Raw genomic sequence first — 17,421 nt, forward strand, 5'->3', positions numbered from 1 at the left:
GGCGGTGTTAGCGGGGGTGGCTCTTCGTCCAGCAGCACGACCAGTGGCGGCGGATCGTCTGGCGGCAGCGGGCCGATTGGCGGGCTTTATGCAGCTCCGTCCGCGCAATCGCTGTCAGTGGCCGATGTGCAAAAGGTGGTCGCTCAGGCAGCCGCACAAGCCGTGGCCAGCGGCAAGCCAGCGACGATCGCAGTGGTTGACCGGGTCGGCAATGTCCTCACCCTATTCCGCATGACTGGCGCGCCTGCGCTCGCCAAAATTCCTGACTCGCCAAATGGCTCTTCGCTGGATGTCCAGGGTCTGCAAGTTCCCGCAGTGGCCGCCGCGCTCGCCAAGGCGGTGACCGGGGCCTATCTGTCCAGCAGCGGCAACGCCTTTTCCAGCCGCACGGCCAGCATGATCGTGCAGCAGCATTTCCCGCCCGCGCCCAGCACGGCCGGGCTGGAAAGCGGGCCGCTCTATGGTGTGCAGTTCAGCCAGCTGCCCTGTTCGGACCTGTCGCAGCGGTTCGGTGCGGTCGGCGCGGCGGCGCTGATCGGGCCGAAGCGCTCACCGCTCGGGCTCGCCGCCGATCCGGGCGGTTTCCCGCTTTACAAGAACGGCGTGGTCGTTGGCGGGGTGGGGGTACTGGCGGATGGAGGCTATGGCTTCGATCCCAATGTGCTCGATATCGACGATGACGCGGACGAGAAGATTGCGCTGGCCGGAACCGTGGGATTTGAAGCGCCCGAGGCAGTGCGTGCCGAGAAGATTTCCGCCGACGGCACCACTCTGCGCTATTCGGATATCGCCTACACCGCGCTGACCAATGTCAGCGGCGCGACCTGGGCGGCGACCACTCCAGCGCTGGGGGCTCCGGTTGCGTTGACAGGTTACAGCGCGGGCGGGGTCATCGCAGGCACGACCTATGGGACTGAAGCCTCGGGGATCCGTCCGGTTGCCAGCGGATCGTTCAACTATAGCGACGCCTTCGTCCTCAGCGACGGATCGGGCACGCCGCGTTATCCGATCCGTTCGGGCACCGATGCGCCTGAAAATTCCGCACCCTTGGCCGCCACCGAAGTCAAAGCCGTATTGGAGCAGGCATTTGCCGTGATGGCCAATGCCCGTGCCCAGATCCGCCGTCCGCTCGACAGCCGTGCCGAAGTGACGATTTCCGTGGTCGATACGCGCGGGCAGGTGCTGGGGCAGGTCCGTTCGCCCGATGCGCCGGTGTTCGGGATCGACGTCAGCCTGCAAAAGGCACGCACCGCCGCGTTCTTTTCCAGTGCCTATGCCGCCGATGACCTGCTCGCCGATCCCAGCGCCGACGTGCGCCACTTCGTGGCCGATGCGCGCAGCTTTCTGGCTGACCCGGCGGCGCTGACCGGCAAGGTTGCCTTTTCCGACCGCGCCAATGGCAACCTCTCGCGCCCCTATTTCCCCGATGGGCAGGTCGGCACGGTCAACGGGCCGTTCAGCCGCCCGATTGCGCAGTTCAGCCCGTTTTCCACCGGCCTGCAATCGGCCCTGGTACTGACCAATCTGGGACAGCACCTGGCCTTTGCCACCGGGGCAAACGGCACCGATACGCCGCAGCGGTGCACTTCGATCCGCGATGCGGTGCCGGGCCAGAACCGCTTGCAGAACGGCATCCAGATCTTCCCTGGATCAGTCCCGATCTATCGCGGCAACCAGCTGGTGGGAGCGATCGGGGTTTCGGGTGACGGGATCGATCAGGATGACATGATCTCGTTCCTGGGGCTGCACCGCGCCAGTCAGGCGCTGGGCGGGATTGGCAATGCCCCGCTGGCAATCCGGGCCGACAACCTGACCTTCAGCGTCGCGGGCGGCACGGTTCGGCTGCGTTACGTCAACTGTCCTTTCGCGCCGTTCCTCGGCTCGGCGGACCAGAACGTCTGTCAGGGGCTGTAATGGCGTTGGCTCCGCTCTTGCTGCCTTTGCTGCTGGCGCAGGCCGCCGCGCCGCCGACGACGGTTGATCCCGAGGACCTGAGCGTTCCCGATCCCGAAACTGGCAAGATCGAAGGTCGCCGCCGTCCCGGTTACCAGACGGACCTGCCGGACGCGGTGCGTCAGGACAATCCCGGTGCGGTTCGCGCTCCCCCGCCAGAAGCGTTCCCGACCGACCAGATTCCCGTGCCGGACCGCTGGCGGATCATGACCAGCCTGTGCCCGGCCAAGGGCGGCGATCAATCGATCTTCGCCGTGTTTGGGGCGATGCGCGAAGTGTGCCACTCGCCGCTCGATCCCTATCACCAGAACACGCTGAAGGGTGACCGGCCGCTGCGCGAAGGGCATCGCCCGGGGTTCCTCAAAGGGGAAGACTGGTTCCTCTCGCTCAACCTCACCAGCGATACGGTGATCGAGCCGCGCAGTTTTCCGATCCCCGTGGGGGTGCAGACCACTGAGCGAACCAACAGTGTCGATGTGTTCGGCAAGAATTCCAGCCTGGTGCTTTCGCAAACCTTCATCGCTGGTGCGGCGCTGATCAAGGGCAGCACCACGTTCAAGCCGCCCGAAATCGAATACCGGCTGACTCTGGCCTTCAACACGAACTATGTCGATGTGCCCGAAAAGCGGGTGCTGTCGGTCCTGCCCAGCAAGCCCAGTCGCCGGTTCGATCAGTTCGTGGGGGTCCAGGAAGCCTTCATCGACTATCACCTGCGCAACACGTCGGATCGGTACGATTTCGATTCGGTGCGGGTTGGGATCCAGCCGTTTCAGGCCGATTTCCGCGGCTTCCTGTTCAATGATGACCAGCTGGGCGTGCGCCTGTTCGGCAACCGCGACAACAACCGGTTCCAATACAACCTTGCGGCCTTCTGGCGGCTGGAAAAGGACACCAACAGCGGGCTCAATTCAGTGGTCCACAGCCCGCGCAAGGATTTCGTGCTGCTGGCGAACCTCTATCGTCAGGATTTCGTGATCCCCGGGCTGACCAGCCAGGTGACGGTGGTGTACAATCGCAACCGCGAACGCGGCGGGATTGAGGTGGATACCAACGGGTTCCCGGTGCGTCCGGCCTTGCTGGGGGACCTGCGTGGGCGCAATTACGATGTGGTCTATCTGGGCTACAACGCTGATGGCCGGATCGGCCGGATCAACCTGACCGCGTCGACCTATGCCGCGCTGGGCCATGTCAGCAACAATTTCATGACCAGTCGCCCGGCCAAGATCCGCGCCGGGTTCGCAGCGGCAGAACTGAGCTATGACCGCAGCTGGATGCGCTTTCGCCTGTCCGGGCTCTATGCCAGCGGGGACAAGCATCCTTATGACAACACGCAGACCGGGTTCGATGCGATCAGCGAGAACCCCGTGTTCGCCGGGGCCGATACCAGTTACTGGATCCGCCAGACCATCCCCTTTGCCGGCGGCGGACGGGCGATTTCGGTCAACGGGCGCAACGGGATTCTGAATTCGCTGCGCAGTTCGAAAGAGCAGGGTCAGTCGAACTTCAACAACCCCGGCACCGTCCTGGCGGGAGTGGGAGCGGATTTTGACCTGACGCCGGAGCTGCGCGTGTCCGGGAATGCCAACCATTTGTGGTTTGACAGCACGGCGATGATCCAGGCGCTGCGAAACGAAGGGTCGATCCCCAAATCGATCGGCTGGGACCTGTCGGCCAGCTCGATCTGGCGGCCCAAGGCGACGCAGAACCTGATCTTCCGGCTCTCTGCCGCAGCCCTGCTGCCGGGGGCAGGGTTCAAGGATTTGTTTGCCGATTACGGCCGGCATAAAGCCTTTTATTCGGTCCTGGCCAACGCGGTGGTGAATTTCTGATGCGGATGTCCCGAATTCTGGCCCTGGTGGCGCTGTTGCTGGTGGCTCTGGCCCTGCCGGGCACGCGCGGCGATGCGAGCGAGGGGGAAAAGCCGGTTGCGCGGATCTATCCCAAATACCCCGCCGCGCCGGACAAGCAGACCGAAGCCGAAGCCGAGGCCAAGAGCGCGGGCTGCGTATCATGCCACACCCGCAGCGATGCGGCGACCATGCACACCACCCCGGCGGTTCGGCTGGGCTGCACCGATTGCCACGGCGGCGATGCCACCGTGCGCGGCAATCCGGGGCTGGGATACCAGAATGCTGAAAACGTTGCCGCGCGGGACAAGGCGCACGTGCTGCCGCGCTATCCCGAAGGCTGGCACTTTCCATCCTCTGCGAACCCCAAGCAAAGTTTCACCCTGCTCAACCGCGAGGCGCCGGAATTCATCCGCTTCGTCAATCCCGGCGATTACCGCGTGGCGCGCGATGCCTGCGGGGCTTGCCACATGCCGCAGATCGAGGCCGCCGAACGCTCGCTGATGGCCACCGGGGCGATGCTGTGGGGCGGGGCGGGTTACAACAACGGGATCGTCCCGTTTAAAAGCTACATCTTTGGCGAGGCCTATACCCGGGACGGTAAACCCGCGAAGATCCTTTCCCCCGGCAACCCGCCGGGCAAGGTGACCGATCGCCAGGCCAAGCGCGGCGCGCTGGCCGCGCTCTATCCGCTGCCGCACTGGTCAGCCGTCCCGCCGGGCGACGTGTTCCGCGTGTTCGAACGCGGCGGGCGCAATATCGGCACCCAGTTTGCCGAAGTTGGCCTGCCCAATCCCAGCGGCCAGATCCAGAAGCTGGAGGAGCCGGGCCGGCCCGACCTCAAGCAATCGAACCGCGGCCCCGGCACCGGCCTGCGCGTGGCGATTCCGGTGCTGAACATCCACAAGACCCGGCTCAACGATCCGTTCATGTGGTTCATGGGCACCAATGACCAGCCGGGTGACTATCGCAGTTCAGGTTGCACCGGCTGCCACGTGGTCTATGCCAACGATCGCGAACCGCGCCACAGTCTGACTTATGCGCAGTATGGACGCGACGGGCAGTCGATCACGGTTGATCCCACGATCGCTGAAAAGACCGAACATGGCCACGGCGCGCTGCGCGGGGCGACCAGTGACAAGGAATTCGGCCACCCGTTGCAACACGTCTTCACCCGCGCGATCCCTACCGCGCAGTGCATGAATTGCCACATGCACCAGCCCAATGTGTTCGTGAACAGCTACCTTGGCTACACCATGTGGGACTATGAATCCGATGCCCCGCGGATGTGGCCTGAAAAGCAGAAGTACCCCACCGCAGCCGAAGTGCGCGAAACCAACGAGCGCAACCCCGAAGGCGCCGCGCCGCGCGGCAACTGGGGCGATGTCAATGAACTGCGCAATGTCTATGACCTCAACGCCGACAACAAGGATACGCAATTTGCCGATTATCACGGCCATGGCTGGAACTTCCGCGCGATCCTGAAGCGAGACCGCGAGGGCAACCTGCTTGACGCCGATGGCAAGGTTGTCTCGCCAGACGATCCCGAAAAGTTTCGCAAGCAGGGTGAGGGCAAGTTCGTCGATGTCGGGACCAATCCCGGCAAGAGCGTGCACATGATGGACATCCACGCCGAGAAAGGCCTGCAATGCGCCGATTGCCACTTTTCCCAGGATAGCCACGGCAACGGGCTGATCTATGGCGAGGTGGCCAATGCGGTGGAGATCGGGTGCAAGGACTGCCACGGCACCGCCGATGCCTATCCCAACCTGCTCACTTCGGGACCGGCTGCGCCGCCCAAGGGCACCAACCTGGCGCTGCTGCGCAATCCGGATGGGCAGCGACGGTTTGAATGGCGCGATGATGGCAACGGCCACCGGGTCCTGATCCAGCGCTCGATCATCGATCCCAAGCTGGAATGGCAGGTCAGCCTGGTCAAGAACGCGATCGATCCGACCTGGCCCTATTTCAATGCCAAGGCCGCACGGGCCAAGCTGGTCAGCAAGGCCGGCGCAGACACCGGCACCTTTGGCTTTGGCCCCGGCGTGGCCAAAGGTGACCGCGCGCATGACGATGAAAAGATGGCCTGCTTTACCTGCCACCTCAGCTGGACCACCAGCTGCGGTGGGTGCCATTTGCCGATCGAGGCCAACTGGAAAAGCTCGATGCACCATTACGAGGGTGAGGAGACGCGCAATTTCGCGACCTACAACCCGCAGGTCGCACGCGACGAGATGTTCCAGCTGGGCAAGCATATGACCACCAAGGGCAATGCGACTGCACCGGTCCGCTCCAGTTCGGCGTTGGTGCTGTCATCGACCAACGTCAACCGGGAACGGATCTATATCCAGCAGCCGCCGATCAGTTCGGTCGGTTTTTCCAGCCAGGCCTTTGCGCCGCACTTCCCGCATACGGTGCGCAAGACCGAGACCAAGACCTGCACTGATTGCCACCTGTCAAAGGCGGAAGACAACAATGCGATCATGGCGCAATTGCTGCTGCTCGGCACCAACTACGTCAACTTCGCCGGGCTCAATGCATGGACCGGCCTTGAAGGCGGGATCGAGGCGGTGCGGGTGACGGAATGGAACGAGCCGCAGGCGGTGATCGGTTCGTACCTGCACAAATATGCCTATCCTGATTACTACAAGCTCCACGTCGACCAGAACCAGCGCGAGCTGAAGAACTGGACCCGCGGCAAGATGCTCGACAAGCACCTGTCGGGCGAAACCGATGCGGTGGAGGAATTCCGCAACGTGGTGCAGGGCACCGGCGGACGGGTCGGTTGCCTGCAAATGCGCGGCGAATACATGTTCGTAGCCGAAGGGAAGGGCGGCTTTCGCGTTTATGACATCGCTTCCGTCGCCAACAAGGGGTTCTCGGACGCGGTAACCTCGGCGCCGTTTTCAAAGCTGGGGCAGAACCTGCACATCGCCTCGCCGAACGCGACCTGTATGGCAATTGCGACCAATCAGGCGATTGCCCCGACCCGCAACACCAAGCCGATGCGCGACATGAACCAGGAGCAGGCCTTCTTGCCGATCTACAGCTATGCGGTGATCACCGACAGCGTCGAAGGGCTGATCCTGACCAATGTCGATACTCTGGCCGATGGCGAATTCCGCAACAACAAGCTGCGCCGTGCGGTTACCTGGAACCCGGACGGGGTGCTGAACGGTGCGCGGCACGTCACCCTGGCGGGTGAAGTGGCCTATATCACGGCGGACCAGGGCTTGGTGGTGGTCGATCTGCATGATCCGCTGAAGCCGGAGCTTGCGGCAGTGCGCCCGCTGACCGACGCGCGGGCCAGCGCGGTGCAGTTCCGCTATCTGTGGGTGACTGATGCCGAAGGCGTGAAGCTGTTCGACGTTACCAAGCTGCGCGATCCGGTCGCCGTGCCCGAAGCGACCGTGCCGCTAGCCAATGCGCGCAAGCTCTACATCGCGCGGACCTATGCCTATGTCGCGGCCAAGGGGGACGGGCTGGTGATCCTCAACGTGACCAAGCCCAGATCGCCCACGGTCTATATGAAAGTCACGCTGGATGGGCAGCTTGACGATGCCGAGGACGTTATCGTTGCTTCGACCAATGCTTCGGCCTTTGCCTATGTCGCCGATGGCCGCAATGGGATGAAGGTGTTGCAACTGACCGCACCTGACACGCAGCCCAATTTCTACGGCTTCTCGCCCGCGCCCAAGCCGCAGCTGATCGCCTGGGTGCGCACCCCCAGCCCGGCGCTGGCCATGTCGAAGGCACTCGATCGCGACCGGGCGGTGGATGAAACCGGCGGACAGATCGCGGTGTTTGGCCGGCTTGGATCACGTCCATTCAACCGGACGGAGATGGAACAGCTGTTCCTCAACCGCAAAGGTGTGCCCTTCAAGGTCGATGACGAGGCGGACATGCGCTTCTGGGTGCCGATGAAGCGGCCCGAGGGGGAGGCGGCCAATTGAGCCAAGCCCGGTTGGGAACCATTCAGTTCAAGGTCAGCGAAACAACTTTCCTACATCGCTGCGATCTGGGATGATTGGTGTGTTTCATGACGCAGTAATGCGAGGTTTCTTGACGAAGGTCACAAAGGTCACACGTTCATCAAACAGCGTTTTCGCGTGACCTTTGTGACCTTTGTGACCTTTGTGACCTTCGTCACTTTTCCGCGTGATGCGGGGGCATGCCGCCCCCGTTTCAACGCTCCCCCATGATCCCCCGGATCATCGGTTGCAGCCGCGCGTCATAGTGGGCCAGGGGGGTCAGGCTGCCGACGCTTTCGAAGTGGCTGACCAGCCCGCCATTGTGCCAGCGGTGCAGGGCATAGGCGGGCAATTCGTCGGTAATCAGCTCGCGCTGATCCGCGTGCTCGGGATCGACGGGTGAGAAGTTCAGCGCGGTGCGGGGGGCGACCGAGGGGCAGATCGTTACTGGCACGCCCTGAAAGCTCGCCGCGATGGTGCGGTGGACATGACCGGCCAGGATTCCGATCACTTGCCCGTGGCCCCGGATCGATGCACCGAACCGCTGGATCCATTGGGCATCGGCAGGCGGGTCCATCCAGTCGATCCCGCTGATGACCGGCGGGTGGTGCATCACGATCACCGTCGGGCGATCGGGAGCGCTACTCAGTTGGTCGGAGAGCCACGCGGCGCGCGCCTCGCAGAATGCCCCGCCGTGACGGCCCGGCTCGGCAGTGTCGAGGATAACCAGCCGGAGCCCGCCGAGATCGCGCGTGCCCTGAACGAAGCCATCTGCGCTGGGAGTACCCGGGAAAGCGCGCAGCAAGGTCTCGCGCCCCAGCGCGTGTTCGACATCGTGATTGCCCACCATCGCATTGACCGGAAACGGACAGGCGCGGGTCTGTTCTGCCAGCCAGGCGAAGCTTTCATCGTCACCAAATTCGGTCAGATCACCGGTCAGCAGCAGCAGGTCCGGGCGGTTGGGGCCGCGGTTCAACCGGTCCAGCACCGCGCGCAGGCGCACGCGATTGGCCTCGTCCGGGTTTCCCCGGTCAAACCCGATATGAATGTCTGTCGCTTGGGCGATCAGCACATCGTCTGCTCCAACTGCCGCTCTGATCGGCGGTGCGGGGTCAAGTCTTGTCGTCGTCGGTCTTGCGGTCCTGCCGTTCGGTCCGGCGGGGCAGGGCGGCATCGTGATAGGAATGGCACATTGCGCAGCTCGATGGAACTTTGGCTTTGTGCGCCGCCTCGCCCAGATGGCATGTGCGGCACTGTTTCAGCTCCGGCATCAGCACGTCACTGGAACTGCGACTGGCACCGGCGGCATGGCAATCGCTGCATTTGGTCTGGCGGTGGCTGCGGTGATCGAACCAGCCCTTGGCAAAATAGCGCTGAGTCAGCCGGACCGGCTTGACCCCGCCGAAGCCGGTGACGGCAGGGAGGTGGCATTCGCTGCAAACCCCGCCGCGCCCGAAAGCACGCTGGACCGGATCGAGGCTGAGCGGCGGGCGCGGATTGGCCGGGGCCTGGAACCCGCCCCCCAGATTGCCCGGCAAGCTGCGGCCCGGCAACATCGGTACCACCATGGGCGCGCGCGGTGTGGCGGTGCGCAGGTCGGCCACGGTCTGGTTCACATCGCCATGATGAAGCGTGCGGAACGTGCCGCCGAACTTGTCGTAAACCAGGCTGTGGCAGGATTGGCAATCGCGCTCCATGTTGATTGCGCGGAACCGCACGCCTTGCTCATCCTTGCGGTGGCAATTCTGGCAATCGAGACCTGCCTTGCCATAGGAACCCAAGGTCATCGCCATCTTCGCCACACCGCCGCGCGGATCGAGGTGGACGCGGTGCGAAAAGACCAGCCCGTTGTTCTCTTGTGGGTTGGCGTCCAGCGAGATCGGGGTCAGTTCCTTGCGGTTGGAATCGGTGACGATCAGCGCCTTGAACTGCGGATGCAGGGTGCCGAAATCGCCCGCGTCACCCAGCTTGGTATCGTGCAGCCGCTTACTCAGGCTGGAATGGCAATCCGAACAGAACTGCTGCTGGGCGGGCTGCATCGGCCCGGCCCCTTCGTGTTCGCGGTGGCAATCGACGCAGGCGCCGGGGCCGGGCTTGCCGAACATCCCCGCCACTTTCCACAGGAACGTTCGCCCAAGTGGCAGATCGCCACGCGCGCCGGCCAGCCGCACTGCCTGGGCATGATCGTGGCTGTCCTTGTGGCAGCTCTTGCAGCTGTCATCGCGGACCGATTCGAACGGTTTGACATGGCATGCGGTGCATTGCCCCTCCAGGCCGTGGTGCGCCTTGCTCAGCGGCCCCGGTGTCCAGCTGCCATCTCCCATGACCGTGGCCTTGGGGCCGGGTTCGCGGGTCAGGTTGTTGTAGATCGGCACCAGCAGAAAACTCGCCAGCACAGCCAGCGCCAGGATCCAGGCCAAGGCTCGCCGCCCCGGCAATATCCCGGCCAGGGTGAAGCTGCGCTTTTCATCGAACAGCGCAGCCCCCGGATCGGCATCTTGCGGGTGGATCGTCAGCAGCAGCGCGTCGCCATCGCGGGTCAGGGCGATGCGGGTTGATCCGAATTTCAGTTCTGCACCAGTTGCCGGATCGATCGTGGCGCTGGTGGTGCTGCGCCCGTCGAGAGCGAAGCCCAGCGTGCCCAGTGCGGCGATGCTGACCCGCCCGCCGCCGACATCGGCGATCCGGGCATGGGCGGGATCGACCCCCAGATCGGCCAGGTCGATCTCGCAGGCGCTGTCGCGCCCGACACGGATGCTGTCCGCCACCACATCCCGATCGCGCACGATTTCGCGGCCGGCGGCGGTCTGTTCAATTGTGCGGATGCGAAAGATCATGCGCGCCTACCAGTAATAGAACACGCTGATCACATGCGCGGTAAGCGCTGCGAGCAGGGCGAAAGTGAGGGGGACGTGGACATAGAGCCACACTTCCAGCAGCGCCTTCAGCCGCAGATGGCGGCGCATCCGGGCGAGCTGGGTCTTGCGCTTCAAGAGCAGCGCGGCCACGCGGGCGGCTTCGGGATCGGCGTGGTCATCGCCCAGTTCGGTGATCGCGTGCTGGGTGGTGCAGCGCGGATAGCGGCCCGAAAGCCGCGCCCATGCGCCGTGGCCGAACGGGTCCTCGGCCAGCACCGCCCGGACCAACCCGGCCTCGGCGGGCGGCAAGGGCTGCGCAGCATCGAGCAGCTGCCGGTCCAGCGCGCGGATCGCTTCCATCATCTGGCCCTGGGTAAATTCCTCGCGGTTCTGGCTGAGCGCAGCGGGCAGGGTGGCATAGGCGACCACTCCCCAGATCCCGGACAGGATCACCAGCACCATCAGCACATAGGCCAGCGTGTGGACGTTCCAGCCGAACTGGAACGCGGCATGCAGCGTGCCGATCACCAGCAGCGACAGGCCCAGGTAAACGTGGGCCGAAGTCCAGGCTTTCAGCGACCAGTTCCCCGCCGTCATCGCCCGCTTGCGAATGCCCAGCAGCGCCAGCCAGACGATCAGGACCAGTCCGATCGTGCCCAGAGTATAGCCATACCAGGTGCCGCCGTTCGGGCGCGGGCCAACGTCGGCAATCAGATAACCCAGCAGCGCGACCAGGCACAGCGCCCCGGCGCGCTTCAACCAGCGGAAATGGGCATGGCGCAAAAAGCCGTCATGTTCGGCGCTGCGGCGCGGGGTCAGCTCGCCGCTCATCCCTCACCTCCCGCGCGGGTGGCGGACAGGAAGGCTTCGGGCGAAACGCGGATCGCCGCGCCGGTCGGGCAGGCGCGCACACAGGCCGGGCCGCCTTCGATCCCTGAACACATGTCGCACTTGATTGCCTTCTTGGCCTCGTCAGCGCCTGCAGCGTTCTGCTTGCGCCATTTCTTGGATGGTTCCCCCGGGCCGGGGCCACTGCCGAAGAACAGCCAACTGAGCAGGCCGGGCTTTTGCGGCGGCACGCTGTCCATCCGGATCACCCCATAGGGGCAGTTGCGCTGGCAGTTGCCGCAGCCGATGCAGCTGTCATCGATGAACACTTCGCCGTCCGCCCCGCGCCGGATTGCGTTGGGCGGGCAATCGGCCATGCAGTGCGGATGCTCGCAGTGGCGGCAGCTGGTCGGCACGTGGAGGTGGGCATAAGTCCGCCCGGCCTCGCGGTTGAGGCGCGACAGGCCTTCGTGGCTGTCGGCGCAGGCCTTTTCGCAATTGTCGCAGCCCACGCACAGCGTTTCATCGATCAGCAGCGCGTCGGTGGCTTCGCCCAGGCCATAGTCGACCAGGAACTGCGCGGTGGCCGAATACATATCGACCGCGCCCGAAAAATTGGCCTTCTCGCCTTCGATGAACTGGTTGATCTTGCGCCGTGCCTCGGTGTCCTGGCGGGCGCGTTCGCGCAGTGCGGGCTTGCGTTCCAGCAGTGCGGCAAAGGCTTCGCCCGGCAGGCGGATCACCTCGCTCTTGATCGCGGCCTTGACTGTGGCAACGCGCGGGGCGTGGTCAATCACAGCCATTTCGCCGAAATAGGCCCCGGCGGGCAGGTAGTTCAGGAACACCTGCTTGCCGCCGATCGCTTTCTCCACGATCATCGATCCGCGCCGGATGATAAAGACGTCCTGGCCTTCATCCCCTTCGGCCAGCACCACTTCGCCCGCGCGCTTGTTCTGGACTTCGGCCCCGGCGACCAGTTCGGCGACATCGTCCTTGGTCAGCCCCGATCCGAACACCTGCAGCAATTGCCGCTCGATCGAAATTCGCGTGACCGCGCGGCCCGCCGCAGGGGCAGTGGCGATCAGTTTCAGCGCGGCTCCGCGCGACATTTCCACGGCTACAGTCGGCTCACCCGCGCGGATCGTCGCCCCGCGCCGCCGCCCGGAAATCAGCCCGACTTCGCCAAAGATCGATCCCTGCGGAATCGGTACGACCTTGCTCGGATCGTCGCGATCCAGTTCGACCAGCACCGAACCTTGCGCAATCGAGAACAGTGACGAACCCTGGTCGTTCCGTTCGAAGATCACTTCGCCCGGGGCAAAGGCGCGGACTTCGCTGTCCAGCATCAGTTCGCGCAGCTGCAACGCCGACAGTTCGCGGAAAATCTCGACGTTCTGGCCGAGCAGGGTCAGCCAGCCTTCGACATCGCGATTGCCGGGCAGGGGCTTGAACTTGGCCTCCAGGATCGGTTCGTCAGCGGGCTTGAGCGCGGTGTTTCCGTTAAGGAATTCAACCACGTCATAGCCCTGGTTCATGCAGTGCTTGATCAGCGGATAGCCCGCCAGCGCGCCGATCACGTGGATCCCGGGCTTGGTGGTTTCGAACACCGGCGACAGCACCGGGAACGCCTCGCGCTCGGGGCTGGTGAACTGCACCCCGCAAGCCTCGATAAAGGCGCGAGGCGGGTTGGAGCCCATGCGGGCGATGATCCGGTCACAGCGGATCGTCTGCTGCCCGTCACGGGTATCGAGCACCAGCTCGCTCGCGCGCACTTCGGCCGGGGTGGTTTCGGTGCGGATCGTGATCCGGCCCGCCGCCGCCGCTTCATTGAGCAGCTTGACGTTGGCGCTTTTGGCGCGGGCGAAATCGGTGCCGCGGTTGAGCACAGTTACCTGGTTCCCCTGGGCCGCGTCTGCCGCCAGCCCCAAGGCGTTTTCGATCCCCGCATCCCCGGTGCCGACTACGACAATGTGTTCGTCAACATATTCGCCCGGATCGTCGAGCTGATACTGGACGTGTGGCTGATCGGCGCCGGCGCAGCGCATCAGGTTGGGGTTGCCCTGGGTGCCGATCGCCAGAATCACGACATCGGCGCGCAGTTCATCTCCGCCTTTGAGCTTCAGGGTGAAATTGCCCTTTTCGCCCTCGATCGCGGTGACATCGGCCTTGTAGCGTACGTTGATCTTGCCGGCGGCGGCCTGCTCGTCCCATACGCCCAGAATTGCCTCGCGCTTGCCCGCACCAAAGTCCAGGTCAGAGCGCAGCACCAGGTTGCTGGGCGTCGCCATGACGTGCTTGCCCTTCTGGTACTTGAAGATCGTATCCGACAGGTGGTCGGTCTTTTCCAGCAACACGTGCGGCAGGCCGAGCGCAGCGGCACGGGCGGCCGCGCTGAGGCCAGCGGGTCCCGATCCGATAATGGCAATGGGCAGACGATCCGCCACAGCATTTCCCCCACACGCTGCGCCCTGCAGATGCCATTGCCCTGAGTGGGTGGCCCCTGCTTGACACCGGCGATCCAAACCTGCGACCGTCAGGATATTGTCTTTGTTACAGCTTATGGACCGAAAGGGCGGAATGACTCAAGCACAGAGATCGCGTTTGGGAACCGGGCGGCTGATCGCGCTTGGATCGGCATTGATCGCGCTGGGCGCGATCGGTTGGGCCGTGTTGCACCAACGTCCCGCAGCGACCCTGGCCGCACCCGGATCAGCAGGCATGAGCGTGCCGTCCGCCGGGATCGATTCGCTGGAGGCCGCCGTGGAGGCCAAGCCGCAAGATCCATCCGCCTGGCAGGCACTGGGCGGTGCCCGGTTTGATGCGGGGCAATATGCCGGCGCGGTTGATGCCTATGCCCGGCTGACCGCGCTGAAGCCACAGGACGCGCAAGGCTGGTCTGCGCTGGGCGAAGCACGCGTGATGGCCAGCGAGCGTGATCCGATGCCTGCCGATGCGCTGGCTGCCTTCCAGAAGGCGGCGACACTTGATGCCGCCAACCCGCGTGCGCGGTATTTCCTGGCGGTGAAGAAGGACCTTGATGGCGATCACCAGGGCGCGATCTCGGATTGGCTCGCGTTGCTGAAGGACACCCCGCCGGGCGCGCCCTGGCTGGCGGACCTGACCCGGACGATCGAACAGGTCGGCAAGATCAACCGCATTCCCGTCACGGCCCGGATCGCCGCGAACGCGCCCAAGGCGGCTGTTGCCACAGCCGGCATTCCAGGGCCGGACAAGCAGGCCTTGGCCCAGGCCACCAGCATTCCCCCCAGCCAGCAGCGCGGCATGGCCGATCAGATGGTCGCCAGCCTTGATGCCAAGCTCAAGGCCAATCCCGGTAATGTCGATGGCTGGATCATGCTGATCCGCAGCCGCATGGTGTTGAACCAGCCGGACAAGGCCGCTCAGGCCTTGCGCGATGCAATTGCGGCCAACCCGACCCGGGCCGACATGCTGCGCCAGCAAGCGGCCATTCTGGGAGTGGAATAGGCCCCCGGTGTCCTAAACCGGTCGATGTTCCCACAGGAAGATCAGCAGGGTCAGCGCCAGTCCGCCCAGGAAGATGCGATAGGCCAGGCCCAGATAGCGGTACTTCTTGCGTTGGAGCACTTGCCCGTTCTGGTAGATGTCGCGGATCATGACCCGGAAAACGTCTTCGTCGCGGTGCAGGGCGGAGAGGATGCGTTCGGCAAACTCCTCCTCGCTCCACTGGGTGAAAACGCCGAAGAACAGCCGGTTTTCCTGCCCCGGAATCAACGGCGGCGGTTTGACAGTGGGCATGATCGCCGCGACCGAGCAGAACACCGCGCAAAAAGCTGACAACGCCAGCACCAGCAGCGACAGCGGCAAAGTTCCTTTGCTTGCCTGCCCGACCGTGATGGTGAAGACCACAAAGGCCGCGCCCATCAGGATCGAGGCCTTCTGGTCCGCCATCTGGCTGAGCTGCAGGTTCACCTGGGTGACGGTGCGGACCAGATAGATCGCATCGCGGGTATAGGCTTGCGGCTCGCTGCTGGCGGCGTTTTCCCCCATCGGCGCGTTAGACCACGCCGAAGGCCAGCATCGCATCAGCCACTTTCTTGAAGCCGCCGATGTTCGCGCCGCGAACATAGTCGCAGTATCCGCCGCCTTGCTGCCCGTATTCGAGGCAGCGGGCGTGAATGCCCGACATGATGTCCTTCAGCATCTGCTGGAGTTCGTCTTCCTTCCACGATCGCCGCGCGGAATTCTGGCTCATTTCCAGACCCGAAACCGCGACGCCGCCCGCGTTGCTGGCTTTGCCCGGAGCGTAGAGCAGCTTTGCGGCCTTGAACACGTGGACGCCTTCCAGATCGGTCGGCATGTTCGCGCCTTCGGACACGGCGATGCAGCCGTTGGCGACCAGTGTCCGCGCATCATCGCCCAGCAGCTCGTTCTGCGTGGCGCAGGGCAGGGCGAGTTCGCATTTGACTCCCCACGGGGTCTGCCCGGCATGGAAGGTCGCGCCTTTGAATTCGGCGCAATAGTCCTCGATCCGGCCGCGGCGGTGGGTCTTGTGAGTCTTGACCCAGTCAATCTTGTCCTGGGTGATACCATCGGGATCGTGGATGAATCCGCCCGAATCCGACAGGGTCAGCACTTTGCCGCCCAACTGGACAATCTTTTCTGCGGCATGGGTGGCGACATTGCCCGATCCGGAAATGACTGCGGTCTTGCCCGCAACCCCATCGCCGCGCGTCGCCAGCATATTTTCAAGAAAATAGACCGCGCCGTAACCGGTCGCTTCGGTGCGGATCAGCGATCCTCCCCATTCCAGCCCCTTGCCGGTCAAAACCCCGGTGAATTCGTTGGTGATCCGCTTGTACTGCCCGAACATGTAGCCGATCTCGCGCCCGCCCACGCCGATGTCCCCGGCGGGAACATCGATGTCCGCGCCGATGTGGCGGTAGAGTTCGGTCATGAAGCTCTGGCAAAAGCGCATGATCTCGCGCACCGACTTACCCTTGGGGTTGAAGTTCGATCCGCCCTTTCCGCCGCCCATCGGCAGCCCGGTCAGCGCGTTCTTGAAGGTCTGTTCAAAGGCCAGGAATTTCAGCACGCTTTCGGTGACGCTGGGGTGGAACCGGATCCCGCCCTTGTAAGGGCCGATCGCATTGTTGTTCTGCACCCGCCAACCGCGCTGGACGCGGATGTTGCCCTTGTCATCCTCCCAGCAGACACGGAAACTGACCACCCGGTCCGGCTCCGCGATGCGGCGCAGGATCTGCTGGGCGTGGTATTCTTCCTTGTCCTGGATGAAGTCGAAGATGTCCTCAGCCACTTCCTGCACGGCCTGAACGAATTCGGGCTGATAGGCGTTGCGGCGCTTCACCCCTTCCATGAAGGTATTGAAATCGACGTGATCAGATACGGCCATGGCCCGCCTCCCCTTGCAAGCGTGGTTGAACGCGACCGCTGCAAATCGTTCTTATTATTGGCTGACGGTATTATGTTCCAAGGCGCTTGGCTACTCGAAAGTATTCTGGTTCCCAGTGGCTTTTGATTGGTGCCAATTGCGTGGTCTGCGTTGTTCCCGCCAGGTGAATGGGCAGCCGGTTACCCGATGGGCCGGAATCCACGAAGGCCATCGCGACCCGTTTGATCGGACTATTGCAGGTGGGGCATGAAAATCTGCGCCACCAGCGCAGGATCACACCTGAAACGGCGATTAGGGGGGGCAGTTTATTGAAACAAAAAGAAAATGGTCGGGACGAGAGGATTCGAACCTCCGACCCCCACACCCCCAGTGTGATGCGCTACCAGGCTGCGCTACGTCCCGACCGGTTCTGCCCAGCGCCGGAGCGCTTGGGCGGGGAAGCGCGCCTATAGGCAGCACGCGCTGCCATTGCAAGCGCCGAGGCGGAATAGCGGCAGAACTGTGGATCAGGGGTTGATCGTGCGCGACGAGTGCCCACTTAGCCCCCGATGCGATGGGGGCTCTGCGTTGCG

The 17,421-nt window shown here is 63.9% G+C and carries 10 protein-coding genes and 1 tRNA gene; 4 read left to right on the top strand and 7 right to left on the bottom strand.

Annotation, left to right across the window (positions count from 1 at the left end; translation table 11 throughout):
• The 3 genes from MNBBLIKP_RS10650 to MNBBLIKP_RS10660 all read left to right on the top strand — a co-directional run.
• Nucleotides 1-1,914 (top strand): heme-binding protein (locus tag MNBBLIKP_RS10650; protein WP_254913003.1); only part of this gene is annotated, 1,914 nt, incomplete at its 5' end.
• Complete coding sequence (locus tag MNBBLIKP_RS10655) at nt 1,914-3,782, top strand: hypothetical protein (protein WP_088310240.1); 1,869 nt, start codon at nt 1,914-1,916, stop codon at nt 3,780-3,782. The genes MNBBLIKP_RS10650 and MNBBLIKP_RS10655, both read left to right, overlap by 1 nt.
• Nucleotides 3,782-7,753, top strand: a complete 3,972-nt coding sequence (locus tag MNBBLIKP_RS10660) for an LVIVD repeat-containing protein (protein ID WP_176399740.1) — start codon at nt 3,782-3,784, stop codon at nt 7,751-7,753. The genes MNBBLIKP_RS10655 and MNBBLIKP_RS10660 overlap by 1 nt, the downstream gene beginning before the upstream one ends.
• 232 nt (nt 7,754-7,985) lie before the next feature.
• On the opposite strand, the gene MNBBLIKP_RS10665 is transcribed toward MNBBLIKP_RS10660, so the two are convergent.
• From MNBBLIKP_RS10665 to MNBBLIKP_RS10680, 4 genes are read right to left on the bottom strand one after another with little or no spacing between them, the layout of a single operon-like run.
• Nucleotides 7,986-8,843 (bottom strand): metallophosphoesterase, encoded by an 858-nt coding sequence (locus MNBBLIKP_RS10665; RefSeq protein ID WP_088310242.1) that lies wholly within the window; start codon nt 8,841-8,843, stop codon nt 7,986-7,988.
• A 40-nt stretch (nt 8,844-8,883) separates the two neighbouring features.
• Nucleotides 8,884-10,608 (bottom strand): cytochrome c3 family protein, encoded by a 1,725-nt coding sequence (locus MNBBLIKP_RS10670; protein ID WP_088310243.1) that lies wholly within the window; start codon nt 10,606-10,608, stop codon nt 8,884-8,886.
• 6 nt (nt 10,609-10,614) lie between these two features.
• Nucleotides 10,615-11,460: a type II secretion system protein gene (locus MNBBLIKP_RS10675; protein ID WP_088310244.1), complete on the bottom strand. Its 846-nt coding sequence runs from the start codon at nt 11,458-11,460 to the stop codon at nt 10,615-10,617.
• Nucleotides 11,457-13,901, bottom strand: a complete 2,445-nt coding sequence (locus MNBBLIKP_RS10680; RefSeq protein ID WP_254913004.1) for a cyclic nucleotide-binding domain-containing protein — start codon at nt 13,899-13,901, stop codon at nt 11,457-11,459. The genes MNBBLIKP_RS10675 and MNBBLIKP_RS10680 overlap by 4 nt, the downstream gene beginning before the upstream one ends.
• A 133-nt stretch (nt 13,902-14,034) precedes the next feature.
• Between MNBBLIKP_RS10680 and MNBBLIKP_RS10685 the strand changes: the two genes are divergently transcribed.
• Complete coding sequence (locus tag MNBBLIKP_RS10685) at nt 14,035-14,943, top strand: tetratricopeptide repeat protein (protein WP_088310245.1); 909 nt, start codon at nt 14,035-14,037, stop codon at nt 14,941-14,943.
• A 12-nt stretch (nt 14,944-14,955) separates the two neighbouring features.
• Here MNBBLIKP_RS10685 and MNBBLIKP_RS10690 read toward each other — a convergent pair whose 3' ends face one another.
• From MNBBLIKP_RS10690 to MNBBLIKP_RS10700, 3 genes are all read right to left on the bottom strand, one after another.
• Nucleotides 14,956-15,486, bottom strand: a complete 531-nt coding sequence (locus MNBBLIKP_RS10690) for a Pycsar system effector family protein (RefSeq protein ID WP_088310246.1) — start codon at nt 15,484-15,486, stop codon at nt 14,956-14,958.
• A 7-nt stretch (nt 15,487-15,493) separates the two neighbouring features.
• On the bottom strand, nt 15,494-16,849 hold the full coding sequence (gene gdhA, locus MNBBLIKP_RS10695; RefSeq protein ID WP_088310247.1) for an NADP-specific glutamate dehydrogenase: 1,356 nt from the start codon (nt 16,847-16,849) through the stop codon (nt 15,494-15,496).
• A gap of 325 nt (nt 16,850-17,174) precedes the next feature.
• Nucleotides 17,175-17,251 (bottom strand) — tRNA-Pro (locus tag MNBBLIKP_RS10700).
• Nucleotides 17,252-17,421 lie beyond the last annotated feature (170 nt).

This window comes from Novosphingobium sp. B 225, from assembly GCF_002198665.1.
Taxonomy (GTDB): domain Bacteria; phylum Pseudomonadota; class Alphaproteobacteria; order Sphingomonadales; family Sphingomonadaceae; genus Novosphingobium.

What these genes read in the sequence shown, in the direction of transcription:
- MNBBLIKP_RS10685 (WP_088310245.1), top strand. Translation starts at nt 14,035, where the DNA reads ATGACTCAAGCACAGAGATCGCGTTTGGGAACCGGGCGGCTGATCGCG.
- MNBBLIKP_RS10690 (WP_088310246.1), bottom strand. Translation starts at nt 15,486, where the DNA reads ATGGGGGAAAACGCCGCCAGCAGCGAGCCGCAAGCCTATACCCGCGAT.
- MNBBLIKP_RS10655 (WP_088310240.1), top strand. Translation starts at nt 1,914, where the DNA reads ATGGCGTTGGCTCCGCTCTTGCTGCCTTTGCTGCTGGCGCAGGCCGCC.
- MNBBLIKP_RS10670 (WP_088310243.1), bottom strand. Translation starts at nt 10,608, where the DNA reads ATGATCTTTCGCATCCGCACAATTGAACAGACCGCCGCCGGCCGCGAA.
- MNBBLIKP_RS10660 (WP_176399740.1), top strand. Translation starts at nt 3,782, where the DNA reads ATGCGGATGTCCCGAATTCTGGCCCTGGTGGCGCTGTTGCTGGTGGCT.
- gdhA (WP_088310247.1), bottom strand. Translation starts at nt 16,849, where the DNA reads ATGGCCGTATCTGATCACGTCGATTTCAATACCTTCATGGAAGGGGTG.
- MNBBLIKP_RS10675 (WP_088310244.1), bottom strand. Translation starts at nt 11,460, where the DNA reads ATGAGCGGCGAGCTGACCCCGCGCCGCAGCGCCGAACATGACGGCTTT.